Here is a 19,669-nt window from a genome sequence, read left to right on the forward strand (position 1 = left end):
CAGAGGTTAACACTAAAATAACCCAAAACTTTATTCATTTTTAAACAAGAAATAATACTACTGAAATTTATGCTTAAGAATATTTTAAGAAATAAATTATTAATAATAATTTATTGTACAGTGACAGTTGCAAGTGCTAATGCCCAGGATATTAATAACACCAAATCTGTAGAGGCTAAAATAGACCAAATAATGTCGTCACTGACCATGGAGGAAAAAGTGGCAATGTGCCATGCACAATCTAAATTTAGTTCCCCGGGAGTTGAAAGACTTGGTATTCCAGAATTATGGATGTCAGACGGTCCTCATGGAGTTCGGGGAGAAATTAATTGGGATAATTGGGGATACGCTGAATGGACAAACGATTCTATAACTGCATTTCCTGCATTGACTTGTTTAGCGGCAACATTTAACCCTAATTTATCAAAAGATTATGGAAGAAGTATTGGAGAAGAAGCCCGCTACAGAAAAAAAGATGTGTTATTAGGTCCAGGCGTGAATATGTATCGTTCCCCTTTAAATGGCCGAAATTTTGAATACATGGGAGAAGATCCCTTTTTGGCTTCGAAAATGGTAGTTCCCTACATTCAGGGTGTGCAGCAAAATGGAGTTTCAGCATGTGTAAAACACTATGCACTTAACAATCAGGAATTATGGAGAGATAAAATAAATGTTGAAGTAAGCGACAGGGCTTTACACGAAATTTATTTACCTGCATTTAAAGCCGCGGTTGAAGAAGGAAAAGTCTGGTCAATTATGGGATCCTATAACCAGTATAAAGGCCAGTTTTGTGGCCATAACAGCATATTGTTGAATACGATATTAAAGAAAGACTGGAATTTTGACGGCGTTGTAATAACGGATTGGGGTGGTGCCCATAATACAAAACAAGCGGCTCTCAATGGTCTGGATATAGAAATGGGAACAGGCACAGATGGTTTAACAACATCTACAAAAAATGCTTACGATTCTTATTATCTAGCTGATCCTTTTTTAAAATTACTTAAAAGTGGTGAGATAAAGGAAGAGGTTTTAAATGACAAAGTCAGAAGAATTTTGCGCCTAATGTTACGAACAAACAAGAACCCGAATCGTCCTTTTGGAAGAATGAATAATCAGGAACATATAGATGCTGCCAGAAAAATCGCAGGTGAAGGCATTGTGTTATTAAAAAATGAGGCTTCTTTTTTCCCCATCAATACATCAAAAAAGATGACTATTGCCGTTATTGGCGAAAATGCTACAAAATCAATGACAGTTGGTGGTGGTTCATCCGAATTGAAAGCCAAAACCGAAATTTCTCCATTAGAAGGGTTGAAAAATCGATATAAAAATGCCACTATAATCCACGCAATGGGTTATGCCTCCGGTCCTTCTGCCTATGACAGGGTTATTCCTTCGACATTAGATGCAAACAAACTAAAACAAGAAGCAATTGAAGTGGCTTCAAAAGCGGACATTGTCTTGTTTTTTGGTGGATTGAATAAAAACCATCTTCAGGATTGTGAAGGCGCTGATAGAAAAGAGTTTAAATTACCATTTGGGCAAGACGAGTTATTAAAAGAGCTTTTAAAAGTTAATTCAAATATAGGAGTTGTATTAGTTAGTGGGAATGCTGTTGAAATGCCCTGGATTTCCAAGATTAAAGCCTTAATGCAGACCTGGTATTTAGGCAGTGTTGCCGGGGATGCAATTGCCGATGTGATTAGCGGAGATATAAATCCTTCAGGAAAATTACCGTTTTCTTTCCCTAAAAAATTAGGCGACAATGCGGCACATTCCTTCGGGGAACTGAGCTATCCCGGAGATGGTATCAATCAATATTACAAAGAAGACATTTTGGTTGGTTACAGATGGTTTGATACCAAGAAAATCACACCTTTATTTGCTTTTGGGCAAGGAGAGTCTTACACAACATTTGAGCTTTCTAAATTGAATACAGAGAAGAAAGAATATGCAAAAAACCAAGCCATTTTAATTTCAGGAAATATTTCCAATACCAGAAACAGGGATGGTTCAGAAGTCGTACAAGTATATATTGGCAAACTAAATTCAAAAGTTAAAAGAGCTGAAAAAGAGTTAAAAGGCTTCCTGAAGATTGCAGTTGCGAAAGGTTCTAATGCTGATTTTACAATTTCCATTGATGTAAATAGCCTGAGCTTTTATGATGAGTCCATTTCAAATTGGAATCTGGAAAAGGGTGATTATTTAATTTATATAGGAAATTCATCAAATAATATTTCAAAAAAAATAAAAATAACAATCAAATAAGTAAAGAAAGAATAGAGAATACTTACTTCTTTCTTATTAGTTTTAAAAAAGTGCTGCCCAAAACACTGGCAAATGCAATGTATAATGGCGGCACTTTAAAAATTAAAATATATGAAAACAACCATCTCAGTGCTGATCGTACTAGTTTCATTTAGTATATATTCCCAGCAAAAAAACAAGTCAAAACCATTTTCAGCGAGCGGCAAAACAGTTACTGTTTATACTACAGCAGACAGTACAAAATTAAGATTGGCACTGACAGATAAATTAGTTTTTTCACCCTCAAAACAACCTTTAGAATCTGAAATATGCGTTTTTGTTGATCCTAAAAAAACGTTTCAAACTTTTATGGGAATTGGAGGTGCAATCACTGATGCCAGTGCTGAAGTTTTTGCAAAATTAACAAAAGACAAGCAGCAAGAACTTATCAACGCGTACTATGATAAAGAAAAAGGAATAGGTTACTCATTGGCCAGAACAACAATTCACAGTTCGGACTTTAGCAGTGACAGCTATACGTATATAAAAGAGGGAGATGCGGCGTTGAAGACTTTCAATATTGACCATGACAGGCAATATCGCGTCCCAATGCTCAAAGAAGCCCTAAAAACTGCCGGAGGAAAATTATTGATTTATGCCTCACCATGGAGTCCGCCCGCTTTTATGAAAAGCAATAATAATATGTTAAAAGGAGGGACATTATTGCCGGAGTTTTACCAATCGTGGGCAAATTATTACACAAAATTTATCAAAGCATATGAAAAGGAAGGCATTCCAATTTGGGGACTTACGCTTCAAAATGAGCCTATGGCAGTTCAAAGCTGGGAATCTTGCATTTTTACCGCTGAAGCTGAAAGAGATTTTCTGAAAAACTATCTTGGGCCAACAATGAAAAAAGAAGCATTAGGGGATAAAAAAATTATGGTTTGGGATCACAATCGCGATTTGATGAATCAAAGGGCGAATGTTATTTTCTCAGACCCGGAAGCCGCAAAATATGCTTGGGGCATGGGATTTCATTGGTATGAATCCTGGTCAGGCGGAACACCAATGTTTGAGAATGTACGTAAAGTCCAGGAAGTTTATCCAACTAAAAATTTATTGTTCACTGAAGGCTGTGTTGAAAGATTTGATGCCAAAAAATATCAATTCTGGGCAAATGGAGAACGCTACGGAATTTCTATGATTAATGATTTCAATAATGGAACTGTAGGCTGGACTGACTGGAATATTCTTTTAGACCAAAACGGCGGCCCAAATCATGTGGGAAATTTTTGCTTCGCACCAATTCATGCAGATATTAACACGGGAGAATTAATTTATACACCTTCGTATTATTATATAGGTCATTTTTCGAAATTTATTCGCCCTGATGCCAAAAGGGTCAGTACAGCAGTAAGCAGAAGCAGTATGTTAAGCACTTCTTTCCTCAATACCGACGGAAAAATGATTACAGTAGTGATGAATCAGTCTGATAAAACAATTACATATAATTTGATTATTGATTCAGAGGAAACAATGATAGTAATTCCTGCTCATGCGATTCAAACGTTAGTTTATTAATCATTTTTGAGAGTTATATTGACTATTTAAGGCATATCAAAATACTAAAAAAAGAGATAGGATGGCATAAAATTAAAATGTCATGCGTCCTGGACAGTAGAAACTGTATATTACAGGATTATAGATTTTATTTGACATTTACAAATCATAATACAAATCTTTTAAAAATTGTTTTGAATTATATGGCAGATAATGGCACAGCAAAAAAGAATATTAGAAATGTAGTATAAAGCGGGATGCGACAATTTTGTCCGAATCTCGCTTTATCATCTGCTCTTCATTTGAGTTAAGTTTGATTGGTAATAAAATCACATATCAAAAAAAAGATATAAATTTACATCAATCCTCAACAGGACATCCAAACCAAATTTACAAAGTCAATGAAAGACAGCCCCTACTTCCAGTAAGCCAATCTCTTTAAATCTTCGATAAATTTTATAGAAATTTGTCCCGTCGAGGTCACTACTCGGGACAAAAGAAAAATATCATCTTTTGTCCCGTTTTTTTTTGCCCGTAATCTATTGTTTACCAAGTAGATACAGTTGATGATTTCATTGACTCGGGCGGTGCGGATTTTGTTTTCTGAAAATGTAAAATTTTCGGGAAAAATTAAACCAATTACTTCTCTAGAATCGGCTAAGGTCCCACCATCAAAGGCTTCACCTAGTTTTAAAAGGTTTTCCAATCCAGTCGTGGTTAGGTGCTCTATACTAGCCCTGTCGTCTTCTACATTTCCAATGTCCTTTTCCAACTTACTGATAACTGCATTGTACTCAATTTTCATAAGATTGTAATCTTCAGCATCTATTTTCTCGGTAACTAATAAATTTCTGGCTACTGATAATTTCTTTTCATAAACTGCAATCTGCTCAAGGGACTTCTTTTTTTCGCCAGCTATTACTCCAGTATGCTCCCTGTAACCTTCAAGCAGAACTGCGGTATATAATTTCTTAACTTCTTCTAAAGGTTTAAATTTATTTAAATGGTCTTTAAAGACCTTGTTAGCTATTTCGGAATTCACTCTCCATTTACAAACTTTATCACAATGATAGTAATAGTAATATTTATTTCTTCCTTTACATTTACTTCCTGTTAACTTCTGACCGCACTTTGGACAAAGAAAAAAACCTCTCAAAGGAAAATTCTCAATGGTCTTAATTTTCGGCCTATATGTCCGTGCTTTACTGTCAAGAACATCCTGTACACGATAAAACAATCCCTCACTGATAATTGGCTCATGCTGTCCATTGACCCAATGCTGTTGGTCATAAGACCAGCAGCGGGGAAATTTCCCGTTTAACAGATCTTTAGAATGATAATATCCTCATCAGTTGATTTTTTTATTTATCCGCTTTCATTCGAACTATCGTGAATGAATAAGGGGCGAAAGAATATAAAAAATCATTACCAGGGAAATTATAGACTTCCTCTTTTGGAGAGATTTTCATGGGATTTTCAAAAGAATTTTCTTCTTTTTCGTTGTTCGCTTTCATGGAAATAATTTTTCCTGTATTTTTTATACCAGTGGCTCCGTCTAATTTAATATTCAGGTCATAAGGAAGATTACTACTGTTCACCACCTTCACGATTACTTCCCCTGAGGCTTCGTCATAACCTGCCGCATAAAACTGCTTCGGAGCCGAAATGTTCCGGGAAGCGATTACCTGTTTCCCGTCCATGTATAAAATTGCTTCGTCCGATTTTACGATCAGCTTCATATCATACCATTTGTTTGTCTCAATGCTATGATTTTTCTTAGAAATGACATCACTAAGCCATTCCCCCGATGCTTTTTGTATAGCGGTAGAAGTATTATTCCACCCTCCTACATTAATCGCAAATCCTTTCCCCTCATCAGAGATCGCAAAGTAAACCAGAAAGCCTTCATTGCCGCCTGTTTTACGGGCTTTAAATTCGAGGGTATAATCCTTTCCTTTGAACCCGTTAAAGATCCCTTGTGTGTTAGCTTCCGATGAGGTTTGAATTAAGACTCCGTTTTCAGTATTCCAGTTTCCTTTTTTACCCTTGAATTCTGATACATCTAAACTGATTGATTTGTCACCCTGAATAATTCGAATATCCTTATATTCTGCCTGGGTTGAATATGTACCAAGACCAACGCTTCCTGCCTCGAAATCCTGAGAAGACCTGGCGCCTTCCGTAACATTGGTTTTAAGGTTGTAAGAAGGTTTATTTTCGGCAAACATTTTCTGAACATAATAAGAACTCCTCCCCATCACCTGATCGCTGTTCAGCCAGATAAGATTTACAGACCAGTCGCGCTTATTGCTGTTTTCAATCAGGGGTGCATAAGAAGCCATTTTTACAAGGTCGCTGTTTCGCTCCATACCTGTTAAAAAGGCAGCTTCCGATAAAGCCGCATTCATGTTGCCTGTACCTACTCCGTTATTGCTGGCATATTCCCCTACATATACAGTATGATTCCCTCTGGAATAATTATCAAAAAGTTTAGCATTCTCAAAGAAAAAATCAGGGTTGACGTACCAGTGTGGGTCTATCATATCGGTTTTTGCTATTTTACCGGTTCCCCCTGTACCATGATTTGAGATTAATATGAGTTGCGGATATTTCTTTTTAATCGCCGCGTAGAACATGTCGAATCGCTTGTCGTATTCATCGCCCCAGTTTTCATTGCCTATTTCTATATACTTAAGTGGAAAAGGTTTTGGATGGCCGGCAGCGGCGCGTTTGGCACCCCATTCGGTGTTTTTATCACCTAAGGCGTATTCAATTGCGTCAAGGCAATCGTCAAGGTAATACTCTATTTTTTCTACACTACACGCATCGCCCATTCTGAACTGGCATCCGATACCTACACTGGTGACAAACATGGCTCCGGCGCCTGTGTCTTCGCAGAATTGCAGGAACTCATAATACCCAAAACCATATGTATTCCTATATCCCCAAAGACTGTATTCGCCGGAACGTGCGGCGGGATCCCCTAGTGTTTTTTTCCATTCAAAACGGTTATGCGTGGTCGCTCCTTCTACCACACAACCGCCGGGCCAACGCACAAACCCAGGTTTTAAGCCTGCTAGCATGTTTGCTACATCATTGCGGAATCCATTTTCCCTGTTATGAAATGTTTTTTCCGGAAACAAAGAAACGTAATCCAGGTAAACAGTCCCTTCTCCCTTGAACTCCAAAGCCAGCTTTGCCTTAGGGTTATGTGCCTTTGCAAGCAAGGTGGCATTGTATTGATTCCATTTATTATTCGCTTTCAGTCCTGTCAGCGGCGCCCTTGCCAGTTCTGTTCCATCCTGCGATAAAAGTTTTGCAGTTACTTCTACTTTGTATTTTGCTGAAGCTTTTATAATTACCCGAAGGTTGTATTTTTCATCTCTCCTTATTCCCATACCCCAATATCCCCCATTAATAAGTAATACGGATTTTGAAGCGTCTGCAATAGAAATTTTCAGGTTATTAGGAGCGGTTTCATACCTCGGATTTTCTTTGGTAAGCTTCATCTCGGCTACAGATGAATCGACATTCAAAGACCAGCCAGGCACAGGTTCCGTTGTCCACTGTGAATAATAGTCAACTATTTTTCCCGTAATATGGTTTTCTACCTGAACAGGAATTAAACGATCGCCCTTTGCCGTATATCCGGAAGGCATTTCAAGTTCTTCAAAGCTTCTGTTCTTTATCAATTCCCCATACAATCCTCCGTCTCCAGCGTGGTTAATTTCTTCAAAAAATATTCCGTACATCGACGATGATACATCTGCGCCTTTCCCTTTAACATTGATAACCAATTCGCCTGTTTGCGCAACTGCTCCTGTCGAACAATATAACAACAACAATAAACCCGCCACATAAAGTGCTTTTTCATATTTACTTTTTAATTTCATTGTCATTTAGTCTGTTTATATTAGTTTTATAGTAATTAATAAATACTGCTGATTATAAGACCGACAGCGGCGGAACCTTAAGTTAAAGCAGCAACCATGATTAATAAATAAATTTCCATTCATCAAATAAGAAATCTTCTCCATTAAATACAAAATAGATACTCGCTGTTCCTTTATCTATTTTCTGTCCTATTTTCTTTGAGAGCGTAGTCCAATCCTTTCCATCAGATATAATGGAAACAACAGCTTTATCTTTAAGATTATTTAGATAAACATCGATTCTGCCTTTACCTTTAACCCTTGCTTCGAATTTGGCAGGAAGCTGTTTGCTAAAATCAACTCCTCGAACCATCAGACATTGTTTGTCTGCTTTTCCTTTGGCAACCATATTACCTGCATTTCCAACGGCTTCGAACTGAACCTGCCCCGAAGTACCTGCAGTAGTTTCTGCCTGCTGAACAGCGAATGGATTTAATGGGCTAATTTGTGAAGGACCTTTAAAAGTTGCTTTGACCATGGGGAAATTCACGTTCTTTTCATCCACTTGCATTTCTTCGATACCCGCATTACGAAACCCGCCCTTAGTGTCAAAATAATCCTGTAAATACATGGCATGGTAAGCAAGATAATATTTCCCTTTAAACTTGAACACGTGAGTATGATTGTTTGTCATAGGTCCCACATTAACGTCGCCTGTATTCTTAAAGTAATTATCACGATACTTCCAACTATCCGGAACTAACGGTGTTTTGCTTGTCATATAAGATATGTTGCATGCGGTTGGTTTATCAATATTGGTATAAGGCCATTCGGTGCGTTCATCCCAACTTGTGCAATAACTATAAACCCAGGTTCCGTTGATAAAGTTAAGGTCGCTGGCCTCATTAAAATAAGGAGCAGGTATTTTAGCAATATTGCTGGCCAAACTGATCATATCGGTTCCTAATTTGACGATTCTGGCATTATCCGGCATATATTTTGTTTTAGGTGTTCCGGCTCCAAAACTCAGCCAGCCTGTACCCTGGTCGTCAATCAAAACTCCGGGATCGAATGGAGATCCGACATCCACACCGGGGACAGAGCGGTCTACTATGTTCTTTCCTAATGGGTCACTCCACGGGCCAACAGGCGAAGTGGAAGTAAGCACGGCTGATCCGCCACCACCATTGGAGTAATACAAATAGAAGTGCGTCTTATCATCTGCTTCCAGTCTGGATGTAATGGAAGGCGCCCATGAATTCTGGCTCCATGGTGCGAGCTTTGCAGTATCTATGAGACCATGATACGTCCAGTTGACCATATCATCGGTAGACATCATGACCAGTGTACGGATATCTCCGTATGTATTTTTTCCATCCTTCCCTACATGCTCATACTGTTGATGATCATTTGTGGCATACACATAAATTCTTCCATTGTATTCTACAGCTGTAGGATCCGCCGTAAACATAAAATCCAATAATGGATTCGCATTATCCGAGGTAAGTTTCGGCGAAACATTTGCGAATTTTTCTTTCAGGTTTTCTTTTACCACTATCGGTTTACCTGCACTTGTCTGAGCTTCTACAGATTCTCTGCCTCCCAGAAAAGCCATAATAACTGTACTTAACAATACTTTTTTTCTAAACATGCTTTTTTTATTTTACCTAAAAAATGGATACTCTTTTAGGTTAATTTCAATTGGTTAATTATTCTTTAAGCCACCGTAAAAAAGATAATCATTCCTCAGAACTGGCTAACACTTAATCAGATCTCAGGGAAGGAAAATTACCTTATGTTATAATGGCACTAATACTAATAGTTTCTTAAGTAAACAAAGTAATAAGAAAACAATGCCACGAAACGTTTCCTTTTGTATCGCAAGAGTGCACTAATTGTATTAAATGAAAAACCTATACTATCAAATACATTTATAGTCATCCTTTATGAAAATATATAAATTGAAGATTAAAACAGTAATAATTCATTGAGCAGATTAAAAATATAAGTGGCATCAAAAAAAAGTAGTAAGCTAAGCTTACTACTCTCTAAAATTGTACTTGTATTTGTTATTTAGCCCTGCATAATTTTTTAGACATTTAATTCCTCTCCAACAACCATTATTTCTGTTGCTTATAAATACTTAAATATTCCGAAATTAGAAAACAAAACTCTCCCCCTAAATTTGAAATTAGATAATTCTTAGATCAATCCCCAACAGGACATCCAAACCAAATTGGTGAAGCCATTCAAAGACATGCACTACCAGTAGTAAGCCAATATCTTCAAATCTTCCATAAAATTTATAGAAATTTGTCCCGTCGAGGTCACTAAAGCCAAATGGCGTCAATTGAAGACAATTGACGCCATTTTTTATTTAAAAAAGTATTAATAAATATTTTAGCTATTTTTTAAATTTCGTTTCTTTTTTTAGAAAGTGACGACAAGCCTTAGTATTTCATATCTTTACATATTCCCTATTTCCAGATTTTTTTGATGATCCTAAGCGCATTAAGGCTACTGTTTCTTCATGAGAAGGCGGGCGTTCAGCTTTCATTAATTTGTCTATAATATAATCCCTTCTTGCAGGGGCTGCTCCTTTTTCAGCTTCGGCAAGTGCTCCTTTGAGTTCGTCTGCATTTAGTTCCGTACAAAAAGCCGGAGTTCCCGGTTCCTGCCTCCATGATAAGGTAAGAGTTCCACCATCTACAGTATCAAAGCCTGTTTGATCAACTATTTCAGCGGCTAATTTCTTATGCTTATCATTATCAGCGGCTACCGATATAGCTATCCTTCCTACTTCCCCAGCAGCTTTACCGTTATGCTTGAGCGTGTGACCCAGGACAATATTAAAAACTTTGACAACCGGTCTTCCCAAAATTTCGGAAATATATTCACTTTCAGTTTTTCCTCCCAATCCCGGCAACTCTCCATCACGCAAAGGAGAATAATTAGAGGTATCCATAATGATAACATCTTGAGGCACATCTTGCAATAAACTTTTCGGCAGGTCTTTATATGCTTTGAAAGGAATAGACAAAATAATGGCTTCCACATCTTTAACAACGTCCTTAAGTGTTGCAGCCTTTGCTCCCAAACGTTCTGCAATTTTGCTAAGCTCAGCAAAATCCTGAGTGTTGGTAACTTTCACCTGGTGTTCTGCATGAGACAATTTTTCTGCCAGTGCGCTACCGATAGCACCTGTTCCAATAATTCCTATTCTCATTTTTTTATCTTTAATTTTTTGTTGTATACTGTTTAATTTCCTGCATCCCGATACAAAATAAAGTGCTTAAGTATCGGCTCTTTGTTTTTGCATTCAGGATTTCAGCCTTTATTTAGAAGTTAATAACCTTTAAGAATACTCAATACTTCCAAAATCACCTTGTTTCAACATATTGATAGAAAACATCTTAACAATAACCAAGCCTGATTAGTGCTAAAATATTCTAAACCAAATGCTATAAAAACGGACGAATTGCCTCGTCAGCTATTTCAAGATTGAGCACGCTTGCTTACATCAGCTTCCTGTAATGCGGCTGTTAAGGCTTCCTTATCAAGATCGTGACAATAGGCGGGAGTACCGGGCTGCTGTCTCCATGATCCGGAAAGCGATCCACCATCAATAGCATCAAAGCCCATTTCGTTAATAAGCGCCTGAACGGTCTGTTTATGTTCTTCCTTATCACCTGCAACAGATAAAGCTATTCGGTCAGGGCTTCCTTCAGTTTTTGATTTTGAAGCCAGACTTGTTGAAAGAATATTGTTGAAAGCTTTGATAACAGGGTGGCCTAACACTTTTGCAGCCCATTCACTGTCTGTCAATCCATTCTTGAGATTAACATTTGCTCCGTCACGGGCAGGATAGTAATTACCAGTATCTATGATAATAGCCTGTGATGCGGACAAGATTTCAACCGGAAGCTTTTCCATTGCCGTAGGAGGTACAGCAACTATTACGATGTCTTTAGCTGCTGCCGCCTGTTCTACGGTCACAGGCGTTGCACCAGTTTTTTCAGCGACTTCTGCTAATGATTCCGGTCCTCGTGAATTTGCAATTATTACTTTATACCCCAAGTCGGTCAAATGTCCGGCAAGTGTACTTCCAACGTAGCCGGATCCGATTATTCCTATTTCCATAATATATTTAAATTTATCTGTTGTTTGTTATTATTCTTTAATCACACGGGAGCACTCTGTATTTCGTCCAAGGTTTAGGATAAAATTACAGAAGGGTATTTCCTTGTATTTTATAAGATGTGTCTGTTAATTTAAGCTACTGCCTTTGAATTCGTTTGGCGTGCTGCCTACTTCCTTTTTGAAAAGGCGGGAAAAGTAGGTTACATTTTCAAAGCCAAGCAAATGCGAAATTTCAGTTACGTTGAATTCGCCTTCTTTCAACAGATTTTTTGCCTCAGCGATTAAAAAAAGATGAATGAGCTCCAAAGCCGTCTTTCCTGTTTCCTGCTTTAGCAAATCGGTTAAATAGCGGGAAGATATATGTAGCTTCTCTGCCATTAGGGATACTGTTGGCAATCCCACGTTTTTAGTTTTTCTTTCTTCGAAGTTAGCAGCCAGTAACGTATTAAACTTAGTGACTGTAGAGCCCGTCAGTTCTTTACGGTTAATAAACTGTCTTTTATAAAAACGCTGTGCATATTTAAGCATCGAATCCAGATGACTTACAATAATAGCTTTGCTTAGTTCGTCAGTATTATTATGGTATTCTTTTTCAATGCTGAAATACAAATTCCAGATGATATCCTCTTCCGCAGGTGAAAGATGCAATGCCTCATTGACCTCATAATCAAAATAACCATATTTCCTGATTTCGTTATAAAGGACTGTTCCTGGCAAAAAATCTTCATGAATAATAATCAGGAATCCCTTTTCTTCCAGTTGAACATTTTTAAAAACCACTTTCTGCAGGGGCTTTACAAATGACATTGAACCAAGGTCATGGTCGTATTTTGTTTTTCCGTAATGCATACTGCCGGATTTTAATTTTTTAAATCCGATGATGTAAAAGTCTGAAGAAAATTCAAGAATAGTATTAGCGTCACATTTTCCACGTTCACCATAAGCCGCACTAAAAAGAGGACTTTCAGGAGGTTTTATACCAAGAGCTTCATGCAAATCGCTGATTTTTTTGAAATGTTTCATTGTTCTCAATTTTAAAAACAGAATTAGTAAATTCGGATTCTTACAATTTTAAATTTCTATTAACCGTGTGCTGCCACAGAAACATCCTGCCATGATTCCCATGTTTTCAAGCGTTCTTCATAGGTATGTTTTACCCAAGGGTATGTAGTTTTTCCTAACAACAATCTTAATGGAGGATTTTCAGCATCTACCAAACTTAATATTGCTGTAACTGTAGCTGCTGGATTACCGGAATCCTGCTCATTAGCGTGCTCATAAAAATCTTTTCTAATGTCATCGTAAGCCGTTATTGATTCGCTCAATGCGAGAGAAGTAGTACCGAAAAAATCTGTAGAGAAACCACCTGGTTCTAATATCGTGGTTTTAATACCAAATCCACTTACTTCGCCGGCCAAAGTTTCGATAAGGCCTTCAACTGCAAACTTGGATGCACTGTATAATCCCATTAATGAAACGGTATTCAAACCCAAAGCACTTGAAAGCTGAATAATTTGTCCTGAATTTTGCTGACGCATAATAGGCAGAACTGCCTGAATAGTCCATAATGAACCCAAAACATTAGTTTCAAACTGTGCTCTGATGTCCTGCTCTTTTAGTTCCTCTACAGCTCCAATGTGACCAAAGCCGGCATTGTTTATCAATACGTCGATCTTTCCAAAATGCTTTTTTGCAGCTGCAATTGCTTTAAAACTTCCGCTTTTGTCAGTAACATCAAGTTTTAGCACCAACAGATTTGAGGAAAACTCTTTGGTCAGTCCTTTTAATGTTTCAGGATTACGAACCGTTGCAACGACATTATCACCACGTTTTAAAAATGCTTCTGTCCAAATCCTCCCGAATCCGCGGGATGCACCTGTTATAAAAATTGTTTTTGCCATTATTTTAATTTTAAAATTATAATGACAAAGTTCTGATTATTAGCAGTAACGATTGTGATACAAAAGTAGGCAATAATGAAACGTTTTAACGATTTGACTCTATTCCTAAAGATTGTCTAAGATAAATCTTATTAGAAGCAAGATCTATCTTAAACAATCGGTTTTCTTTAAAAAGATTTAGGATTTTTTTTAAACAAGCCTCTATTATATTTTACTACATCCTGATGAGAAGGATAAGATGGCAGCGAAAGATCAATAATAGTCTTATCTCTTAACAAAGGTGCTTCTTCTTTTACAGCATCAAAAAGTGCCTGTTTTAATTCTTCTGCAGTAAGTTCAGTACAATAAGCTGGCGTTCCTGGCTGATGTCTCCAGGATTCAGAAAGATTTCCAGAGTCAACTGCATCAAAACCGGCATCATTAATTAATCCTTCAATTGTTTTTTTTGCCTCTGTATTATAACCTGCAACAGCCATTGCTATTCTGTCTTTAGCACCAGGTTCTTTTCCTCCGTTTGCTAATGTTTCTGCCAATAAATTGTTGAAGGCTTTGATTACTCGTCTTCCTAGTTGCTCAGACACCCAGACACTTTCTACTTTTCCCTTTTTGATCTCTTCGATATCGGCATCACGAAAAGGATAATAGTTTGATGTATCAACCACAATTACATTTTCCGGAACGTTAGCAAATAAATCTTTGGGCAAAGTTGGGATTGCTATTGTCGGTACTGACAAAATGATGACATCTACATCTTTTACGACATTTTCTATTGTTGCTGGTGACGCACCTAATTCTTCAGCGCGAGCATTTAGCTTATCAGCATCACCTGAATTATTGACCTTTACTCTGTGACCGGCGGCCACCATTTTTTTTGCGATTGTACCGCCTATTGCGCCGGTACCAATTATTCCTATATTCATTTTATGTATATTTTATTTGTTAATAATTTAAATTTACACTCGTGGATCAATTCCGTACTGATCCGGAGCTCCAACATGTTCACGTAACGTTTTGCCTTCGTATTCTTTATGGAAAGGACCACGCTCTTGCAAAATCGGAACTACCTTATCCACAAAGGCATCAATTCCGTCTGCATTTACATCTGGTGAAATCCAGAATCCATCTGCTGCTGCTCCTGCTTCAAACCAAGCCTGCATGTGGTCTGCCGCTTCCACACCAGGACCTATAATTACAGGATGATAATCTATGACACCGTGGGCAAGAATATCACGAAGACTCCAGCCTTCCTTAGCAATTTTTAAAGCATTAGGAGAACGAGGATCATAACGGGATGGACGTGCTGTGTTCAGTTGCGCTTTTAAGAGTGGCTCGTTCATTCGGGAAGGATCAATTGGAACACCCAACATCTGCTGAAGGTAGTCAACTCTTTGCGTAAGCGATTGCCCTCCTAATTGTATTCTCCGGTCAAGTGCCGTGCGTCTGTCTTTGGCAATGGTGGTCATTAGTCCGGCAATGTATTTGATTTCATCAGGATCACGTCCGTATCTTTTTGCCGCAGCTCTAAATAAATTACGCTGAGCTCTTGCATCTTCAATGGTAAATACAGCTCCTATAACCACATTGGCAAAACGCCCTGCCAATTCGTGTGCATTAGGACTGCCGCCGGCGTGAAAGATAATAGGCTGCCCTTGCTCCGAAGGAGGAATGTAAAGAGGACCTCTTGAACCGACATATTTGCCTTGTAAGTTAATTGGAAGAATTTGATCTTTTTTTGCAAACTGTCCACTCTGTTGATCGTGTATCCAAGCATCTTTTCCCCAGCTGCCCCAGAGTGACTGAATGAGTTGAATAGTCTCGTGTGCACGGCCATAACGATCTTCGCTCGACGGAATTCTTTTTCCGTAGTTGGCAGCAACATCTTCGCCGCTTGATGTAATCGCATTCCAGCCAGCCCTGCCGTGGCTCATAATGTCCAAAGCCTTAAATTGTCTGGCCAAATTAAAAGGTTCATTAAATGTGGTTGATCCAGTGGCAACCAATCCAATATATTGCGTTTCTCTTGCCACGGCTGCGAGGGTCATCATGACATCAAGATTAAAAACGGGAGATTCGGTTGCTATATCCGTCATCACTGTGCCGGGACCATCCGGCAAGAATAAAAATTGAAATTTTCCACGCTCTGCAGCCTGAGCTTGTTTTACACGGGCATCAAAACTCGTATAGCTTTCGGGATCAACACCTGGCATACGCCAGGCTCCCGATTGAGATCCATATCCATTTCCTAGATGAAGCCCAATAAGCATTTTTCCGGCAACATTCATAATTTAAAAATTTTGATTAATTCTATTGCAAAATTAACCAAAATTACTTTCCTTTGTATAGTGCTTTCCCAAAGGAAAGCGAAATAAACAATTTGCAATGTCAAAAAAGAAACCATACTGCGAGTGCCTCAATACCGTAAAACCTGTAAGGGACACGCTAGAAGTAATTAATGGGAAGTGGAAATTATCCATTATTATTTCAGTAGGTGTAGGCAATAGCCGATTTACAGAAATTCAGGAAAGTATTCCTGGACTAACACCAAAAGTTCTTTCTAAAGAACTTAAGGAACTTGAGCAGCACCAATTGATCAAAAGAGTCATAACAAACGATTATCCGGTCAAAGTAACGTATAGCCTGGAACCCTATGCCGATACTTTAACACCAATTATTTATGCTATGAAAGATTGGGGATTAAACCACAAGAAGAAAATTTTTCAGGAAAGTTAATTCGTCAAAAGTTTAAATTGCATCAATCCCCAACAGGACATCAAAACCAAATTTATAAAGCCATTAAAAGACAAACACTAAACATAGTAAGCCAATCTCTTCAAATCTTCCATAAAATTTATAGAAATTTGTCCCGTCGAGGTCACAAACAAGCCAAATGGCGCCAATTGAAGACAATTGACGCCATTTTTTATATAACCTTCTTATTTTTATTAGTCAAAAAACAGGGCTCCTCCAGCAGCCCTAGCCCCGATAGCAGTGGAAATCCTTTTGTGCCGGAGTTCGGCACAAAAGATTGTAACGAATAGTGGGAAGAGCTCCAAAAAACAATATCAAACCTAAAAAACTAATATTAAATACCTTTTACTTTGATATAGGTTTCATCCAATCTCCAGCTTGCCCCCACTTTGACCTTTCTCTTCTTCATCTCTGATTCAATGAAAGATGTAAACTTATAAACCCAGCGTTGGATTCTGGCACAATCACAATCACAGCCCTAACCCTCATTATTTATCCAACATCCTGATAACCTAAAGTAAACCTAAGCTTAAAATATACTGCCTGCAGAATGATAGAATTGGATAGCAATGACCTTTCGTATTCATTTTTCGATGGGTTTAAAATTCTAAAGATAAAAGTTATTGATGCAACAGGACCCCCTTTAGCTGCAAGCATAAAACCCGTCATGGATATTATTTCGGTGCGATAATTAAAATGTATATTTACACCAGCAATCCGTACTTTTTTTTTATCTGTTATCCAACCAAAACCACTACATGAATTTTATTACTCTAAAGCTTTCCAAAGTACTTCCTGCCTTATTGCTTTTCATTCTCTCATTGCATTGCACGGCGCAGCATTCCAAAGAGGAACTGCTCACTTTAACTAGTAAAAAGGATCTGACTTTAGAACAAAAGGTGGAGTATCTGTGCGAACTGAGCTGTCATTTTAGAAGAACTGATACAATCAAAGCATATCAGTATGCGCAGTCAGCACTTACAGCAGCACGAAATGAAGAAGCTCTGGATCAGCAGGCCATTGCGTATGAAGCCCTGGCGGATGTTGCGAGGTATCAGGACAATGTACCTTTGCAGGTAAAATATGCAGATTCCAGCTATCTGCTGGCCGTTCGTTCGCGGGATCCTAAGGCTATTGCATACGCAGGTTATGCCATTGCCTACAGACACGAGGCCGTTGGCATTACAGATAAATATATCTACCATATGCTTAAATCGCTCGCTTATTTTGAAAAACAGAAAATAAGATACGACAAACTGGTAAATGGATATGAAAATCTGGGGGCCAGTTTCAGCGACAATAATGATTTGAAATTCAGCCGGAAATACAATAAAAAAGCATTGGAATTAAGTTATGAAAGCCACAATGCGATTAATATTGCCAATGCTTCGACCAGTTGGGCACTATTTCTTGTAAGGAGCGCAGAGCAAAAGTCCCCTGCAGACCCGAAGCTTTTAAAAATCGCTGAGTCTTATTATTTAAAAGCTATTTACTTGTTTGAAAAAGAGCAGAAAAAAGGCACTATCAACGCCTCATACGGCAGGACCTGCCTGAATTTGTCAAACCTTTATCTATACCACTTTTTTGAATCGCAACCAGACAAAACTTTATTCTATCTGAACAAAGCAAAACAGGTATGCATGAAGATCAATGTTCCTGTACAGCTCATGGTGATGTACGGACAGCAGGCACAGTTCTACACCAATTTAAGTGACATACCGAATATTGAAAAAGTATTGCAGAACATTGAGATGATCATTGCAAAAAATCCGACTGTTAACTCCAGATACCGTGCCCTTCTCTATAAAAACTACATGGATCTCGCCGAGCTTAAAAATGATTTTAGCGCCTATAGAAAGTATTTCGAACAGTATGACAAAGCAGTCAGGGTTATGACCGAAAAGGAAAACCGAGCCAAAGAGTACAATGCTTCGGTGCGATTTGAAACTGAAAAAAAATCACAGCAAATTGCAATGCTGCAGGAAAACCTTTCATCACGCCAAAAAATCAACTACCTTTTTACTGCACTTTTAATTTTTGTATTTTTTACCTTTTTATTTATGCTGCGCTCCTACCATTACCGCCAGAAATCCTATATAAAAAATAACCTGCTGCTTCAGAAAGCAAATGAAGAGGCAATACTTTTATCTAAAATTAAAGAGGAAGAAACAGTTATTGCCGTATTGGAATCGGAGCTTATGGAGAAAGAACTTCGCATTGCCCTTCAGGAGAAAAAATGGAATGAAGAGCAAAATAATAAGCTGCAACAGAAATTAATGACCAATAATCTTCAGCTGGACAAGAAAAATGAAGTTTTAAAAGACATTAAAACTAAATTATCTGAAATGAAAGCAGAAAAATATGCTGATATTAATACGCTTGCCAAAACAATAGATAGAAGCATGGAAGTAGACGAGGAATTTGAATTATTAAAAACAAGCCTCGAGAATACAAATCCGGTCTTTTTCTCAACGTTAAAAGAAAAAGCATCCGGCACACTTACCAAACTTGATTATAAATATTGCGGTTATATCAAATTAGGACTAAGTACTAAAGAGATTGCCAATCTAATGAATATTGAGCCACAAAGTATGCGAATGGCCCGATATCGCATCAAACAGAAATTAAATCTGGACCGTGAAACAGATTTGGATTCTTATATTACATCTTTAGAATAATGGCAGGCTATATTTAGCGTTCTTGTAGATAGAAAATATATGCCCAAAAAACGTTATGTAGATAGTTTGTATATGCCCTTATTGTTATTTGACAACTCAATAGATGTAGTTTTGAATTGAATTTAAAACTAAATCAATGAACAAGAAAACATTATCGATCCTTTCGTATATTACAATAATCGGATGGATTATCGCTTATGTAAATTACAACAAATTAACTGTAAAAGATTCTTTAACCCGATTCCATCTTAAACAGGGATTAGGAATTGCAATCTTAGGTATACTATTTGCAGTTGCTCTAACTATTATTGCTGTTATTGTACCCACTCTTGCAAGTATTTTAAGTTTATTACAGCTTGGTATTTTGGTGTTATGGATTATGGGAATCATTAATGCTAACAATGAGCAGGAAGTTCCTGTACCTGTAGTAGGAAAATTATTTACTGACAAATTTGACTTCATTAAATAAAATTATTTAGCCAGTATGATCGAATAGTTCATACTGGCTTTCTGTCAT

At 37.7% G+C, this 19,669-nt stretch carries 14 protein-coding genes; 5 read left to right on the forward strand and 9 right to left on the reverse strand.

The window, feature by feature from the left end; translation table 11 throughout:
- Window positions 1–69: 69 nt before the first annotated feature.
- Together ASC72_RS13930 and ASC72_RS13935 are read left to right on the forward strand one after the other, a co-directional pair.
- A complete protein-coding gene (locus ASC72_RS13930; protein WP_056191697.1) occupies window positions 70–2,271 on the forward strand; it encodes a glycoside hydrolase family 3 protein in 2,202 nt (733 codons plus the stop codon).
- A 111-nt stretch (window positions 2,272–2,382) separates the two neighbouring features.
- Window positions 2,383–3,834: a glycoside hydrolase family 30 beta sandwich domain-containing protein gene (locus ASC72_RS13935; RefSeq protein WP_056191699.1), complete on the forward strand. Its 1,452-nt coding sequence runs from the start codon at window positions 2,383–2,385 to the stop codon at window positions 3,832–3,834.
- Between the two features lie 394 nt (window positions 3,835–4,228).
- Here the strand turns inward: ASC72_RS13935 and ASC72_RS13940 are convergent, their stop codons facing one another.
- The 9 genes from ASC72_RS13940 to ASC72_RS13980 all read right to left on the reverse strand — a co-directional run bounded on the left by ASC72_RS13940 (window position 4,229) and on the right by ASC72_RS13980 (window position 16,008).
- The gene (locus ASC72_RS13940; protein ID WP_241775703.1) at window positions 4,229–4,855 is read right to left on the reverse strand and encodes a hypothetical protein; all 627 of its coding nucleotides are present in this window, start codon (window positions 4,853–4,855) and stop codon (window positions 4,229–4,231) included.
- A 319-nt stretch (window positions 4,856–5,174) separates the two neighbouring features.
- Window positions 5,175–7,706, reverse strand: a complete 2,532-nt coding sequence (locus ASC72_RS13945) for an alpha-L-arabinofuranosidase C-terminal domain-containing protein (protein ID WP_241775704.1) — start codon at window positions 7,704–7,706, stop codon at window positions 5,175–5,177.
- 100 nt (window positions 7,707–7,806) lie between these two features.
- On the reverse strand, window positions 7,807–9,336 hold the full coding sequence (locus ASC72_RS13950; protein ID WP_056191703.1) for a glycoside hydrolase family 43 protein: 1,530 nt from the start codon (window positions 9,334–9,336) through the stop codon (window positions 7,807–7,809).
- Window positions 9,337–10,143: 807 nt separating this feature from the next.
- Window positions 10,144–10,938 (reverse strand): NADPH-dependent F420 reductase, encoded by a 795-nt coding sequence (locus tag ASC72_RS13955; RefSeq protein WP_371258460.1) that lies wholly within the window; start codon window positions 10,936–10,938, stop codon window positions 10,144–10,146.
- 242 nt (window positions 10,939–11,180) lie between these two features.
- Window positions 11,181–11,825, reverse strand: a complete 645-nt coding sequence (locus ASC72_RS13960; RefSeq protein WP_056191707.1) for an NADPH-dependent F420 reductase — start codon at window positions 11,823–11,825, stop codon at window positions 11,181–11,183.
- 126 nt (window positions 11,826–11,951) lie between these two features.
- Complete coding sequence (locus ASC72_RS13965) at window positions 11,952–12,848, reverse strand: AraC family transcriptional regulator (protein WP_056191709.1); 897 nt, start codon at window positions 12,846–12,848, stop codon at window positions 11,952–11,954.
- 59 nt (window positions 12,849–12,907) lie between these two features.
- Window positions 12,908–13,726: an SDR family NAD(P)-dependent oxidoreductase gene (locus ASC72_RS13970; protein ID WP_056191711.1), complete on the reverse strand. Its 819-nt coding sequence runs from the start codon at window positions 13,724–13,726 to the stop codon at window positions 12,908–12,910.
- 167 nt (window positions 13,727–13,893) lie between these two features.
- Window positions 13,894–14,646 (reverse strand): NADPH-dependent F420 reductase, encoded by a 753-nt coding sequence (locus ASC72_RS13975; protein WP_056191713.1) that lies wholly within the window; start codon window positions 14,644–14,646, stop codon window positions 13,894–13,896.
- Window positions 14,647–14,679: 33 nt separating this feature from the next.
- Complete coding sequence (locus tag ASC72_RS13980; protein ID WP_056191715.1) at window positions 14,680–16,008, reverse strand: NtaA/DmoA family FMN-dependent monooxygenase; 1,329 nt, start codon at window positions 16,006–16,008, stop codon at window positions 14,680–14,682.
- A 97-nt stretch (window positions 16,009–16,105) separates the two neighbouring features.
- Between ASC72_RS13980 and ASC72_RS13985 the strand changes: the two genes are divergently transcribed.
- From ASC72_RS13985 to ASC72_RS13995, 3 genes are all read left to right on the forward strand, one after another.
- Window positions 16,106–16,456: a helix-turn-helix domain-containing protein gene (locus ASC72_RS13985; protein WP_056191717.1), complete on the forward strand. Its 351-nt coding sequence runs from the start codon at window positions 16,106–16,108 to the stop codon at window positions 16,454–16,456.
- Window positions 16,457–17,232: 776 nt separating this feature from the next.
- Window positions 17,233–19,152 carry a hypothetical protein gene (locus ASC72_RS13990; protein WP_056191719.1) on the forward strand — a complete coding sequence of 640 codons (1,920 nt, stop codon included), beginning with the start codon at window positions 17,233–17,235 and terminating at the stop codon, window positions 19,150–19,152.
- Between the two features lie 136 nt (window positions 19,153–19,288).
- Window positions 19,289–19,621 carry an import component protein gene (locus ASC72_RS13995; protein WP_056191721.1) on the forward strand — a complete coding sequence of 111 codons (333 nt, stop codon included), beginning with the start codon at window positions 19,289–19,291 and terminating at the stop codon, window positions 19,619–19,621.
- The last annotated feature ends 48 nt before the right edge of the window (window positions 19,622–19,669 follow it).

The organism is Flavobacterium sp. Root420, from assembly GCF_001427905.1.
GTDB lineage: Bacteria > Bacteroidota > Bacteroidia > Flavobacteriales > Flavobacteriaceae > Flavobacterium.

What these genes read in the sequence shown, in the direction of transcription:
- ASC72_RS13970 (WP_056191711.1), bottom strand. Translation starts at nt 13,726, where the DNA reads ATGGCAAAAACAATTTTTATAACAGGTGCATCCCGCGGATTCGGGAGG.
- ASC72_RS13980 (WP_056191715.1), bottom strand. Translation starts at nt 16,008, where the DNA reads ATGAATGTTGCCGGAAAAATGCTTATTGGGCTTCATCTAGGAAATGGA.
- ASC72_RS13990 (WP_056191719.1), top strand. Translation starts at nt 17,233, where the DNA reads ATGAATTTTATTACTCTAAAGCTTTCCAAAGTACTTCCTGCCTTATTG.
- ASC72_RS13950 (WP_056191703.1), bottom strand. Translation starts at nt 9,336, where the DNA reads ATGTTTAGAAAAAAAGTATTGTTAAGTACAGTTATTATGGCTTTTCTG.
- ASC72_RS13995 (WP_056191721.1), top strand. Translation starts at nt 19,289, where the DNA reads ATGAACAAGAAAACATTATCGATCCTTTCGTATATTACAATAATCGGA.
- ASC72_RS13945 (WP_241775704.1), bottom strand. Translation starts at nt 7,706, where the DNA reads ATGAAATTAAAAAGTAAATATGAAAAAGCACTTTATGTGGCGGGTTTA.
- ASC72_RS13985 (WP_056191717.1), top strand. Translation starts at nt 16,106, where the DNA reads ATGTCAAAAAAGAAACCATACTGCGAGTGCCTCAATACCGTAAAACCT.
- ASC72_RS13965 (WP_056191709.1), bottom strand. Translation starts at nt 12,848, where the DNA reads ATGAAACATTTCAAAAAAATCAGCGATTTGCATGAAGCTCTTGGTATA.
- ASC72_RS13960 (WP_056191707.1), bottom strand. Translation starts at nt 11,825, where the DNA reads ATGGAAATAGGAATAATCGGATCCGGCTACGTTGGAAGTACACTTGCC.
- ASC72_RS13975 (WP_056191713.1), bottom strand. Translation starts at nt 14,646, where the DNA reads ATGAATATAGGAATAATTGGTACCGGCGCAATAGGCGGTACAATCGCA.
- ASC72_RS13930 (WP_056191697.1), top strand. Translation starts at nt 70, where the DNA reads ATGCTTAAGAATATTTTAAGAAATAAATTATTAATAATAATTTATTGT.
- ASC72_RS13935 (WP_056191699.1), top strand. Translation starts at nt 2,383, where the DNA reads ATGAAAACAACCATCTCAGTGCTGATCGTACTAGTTTCATTTAGTATA.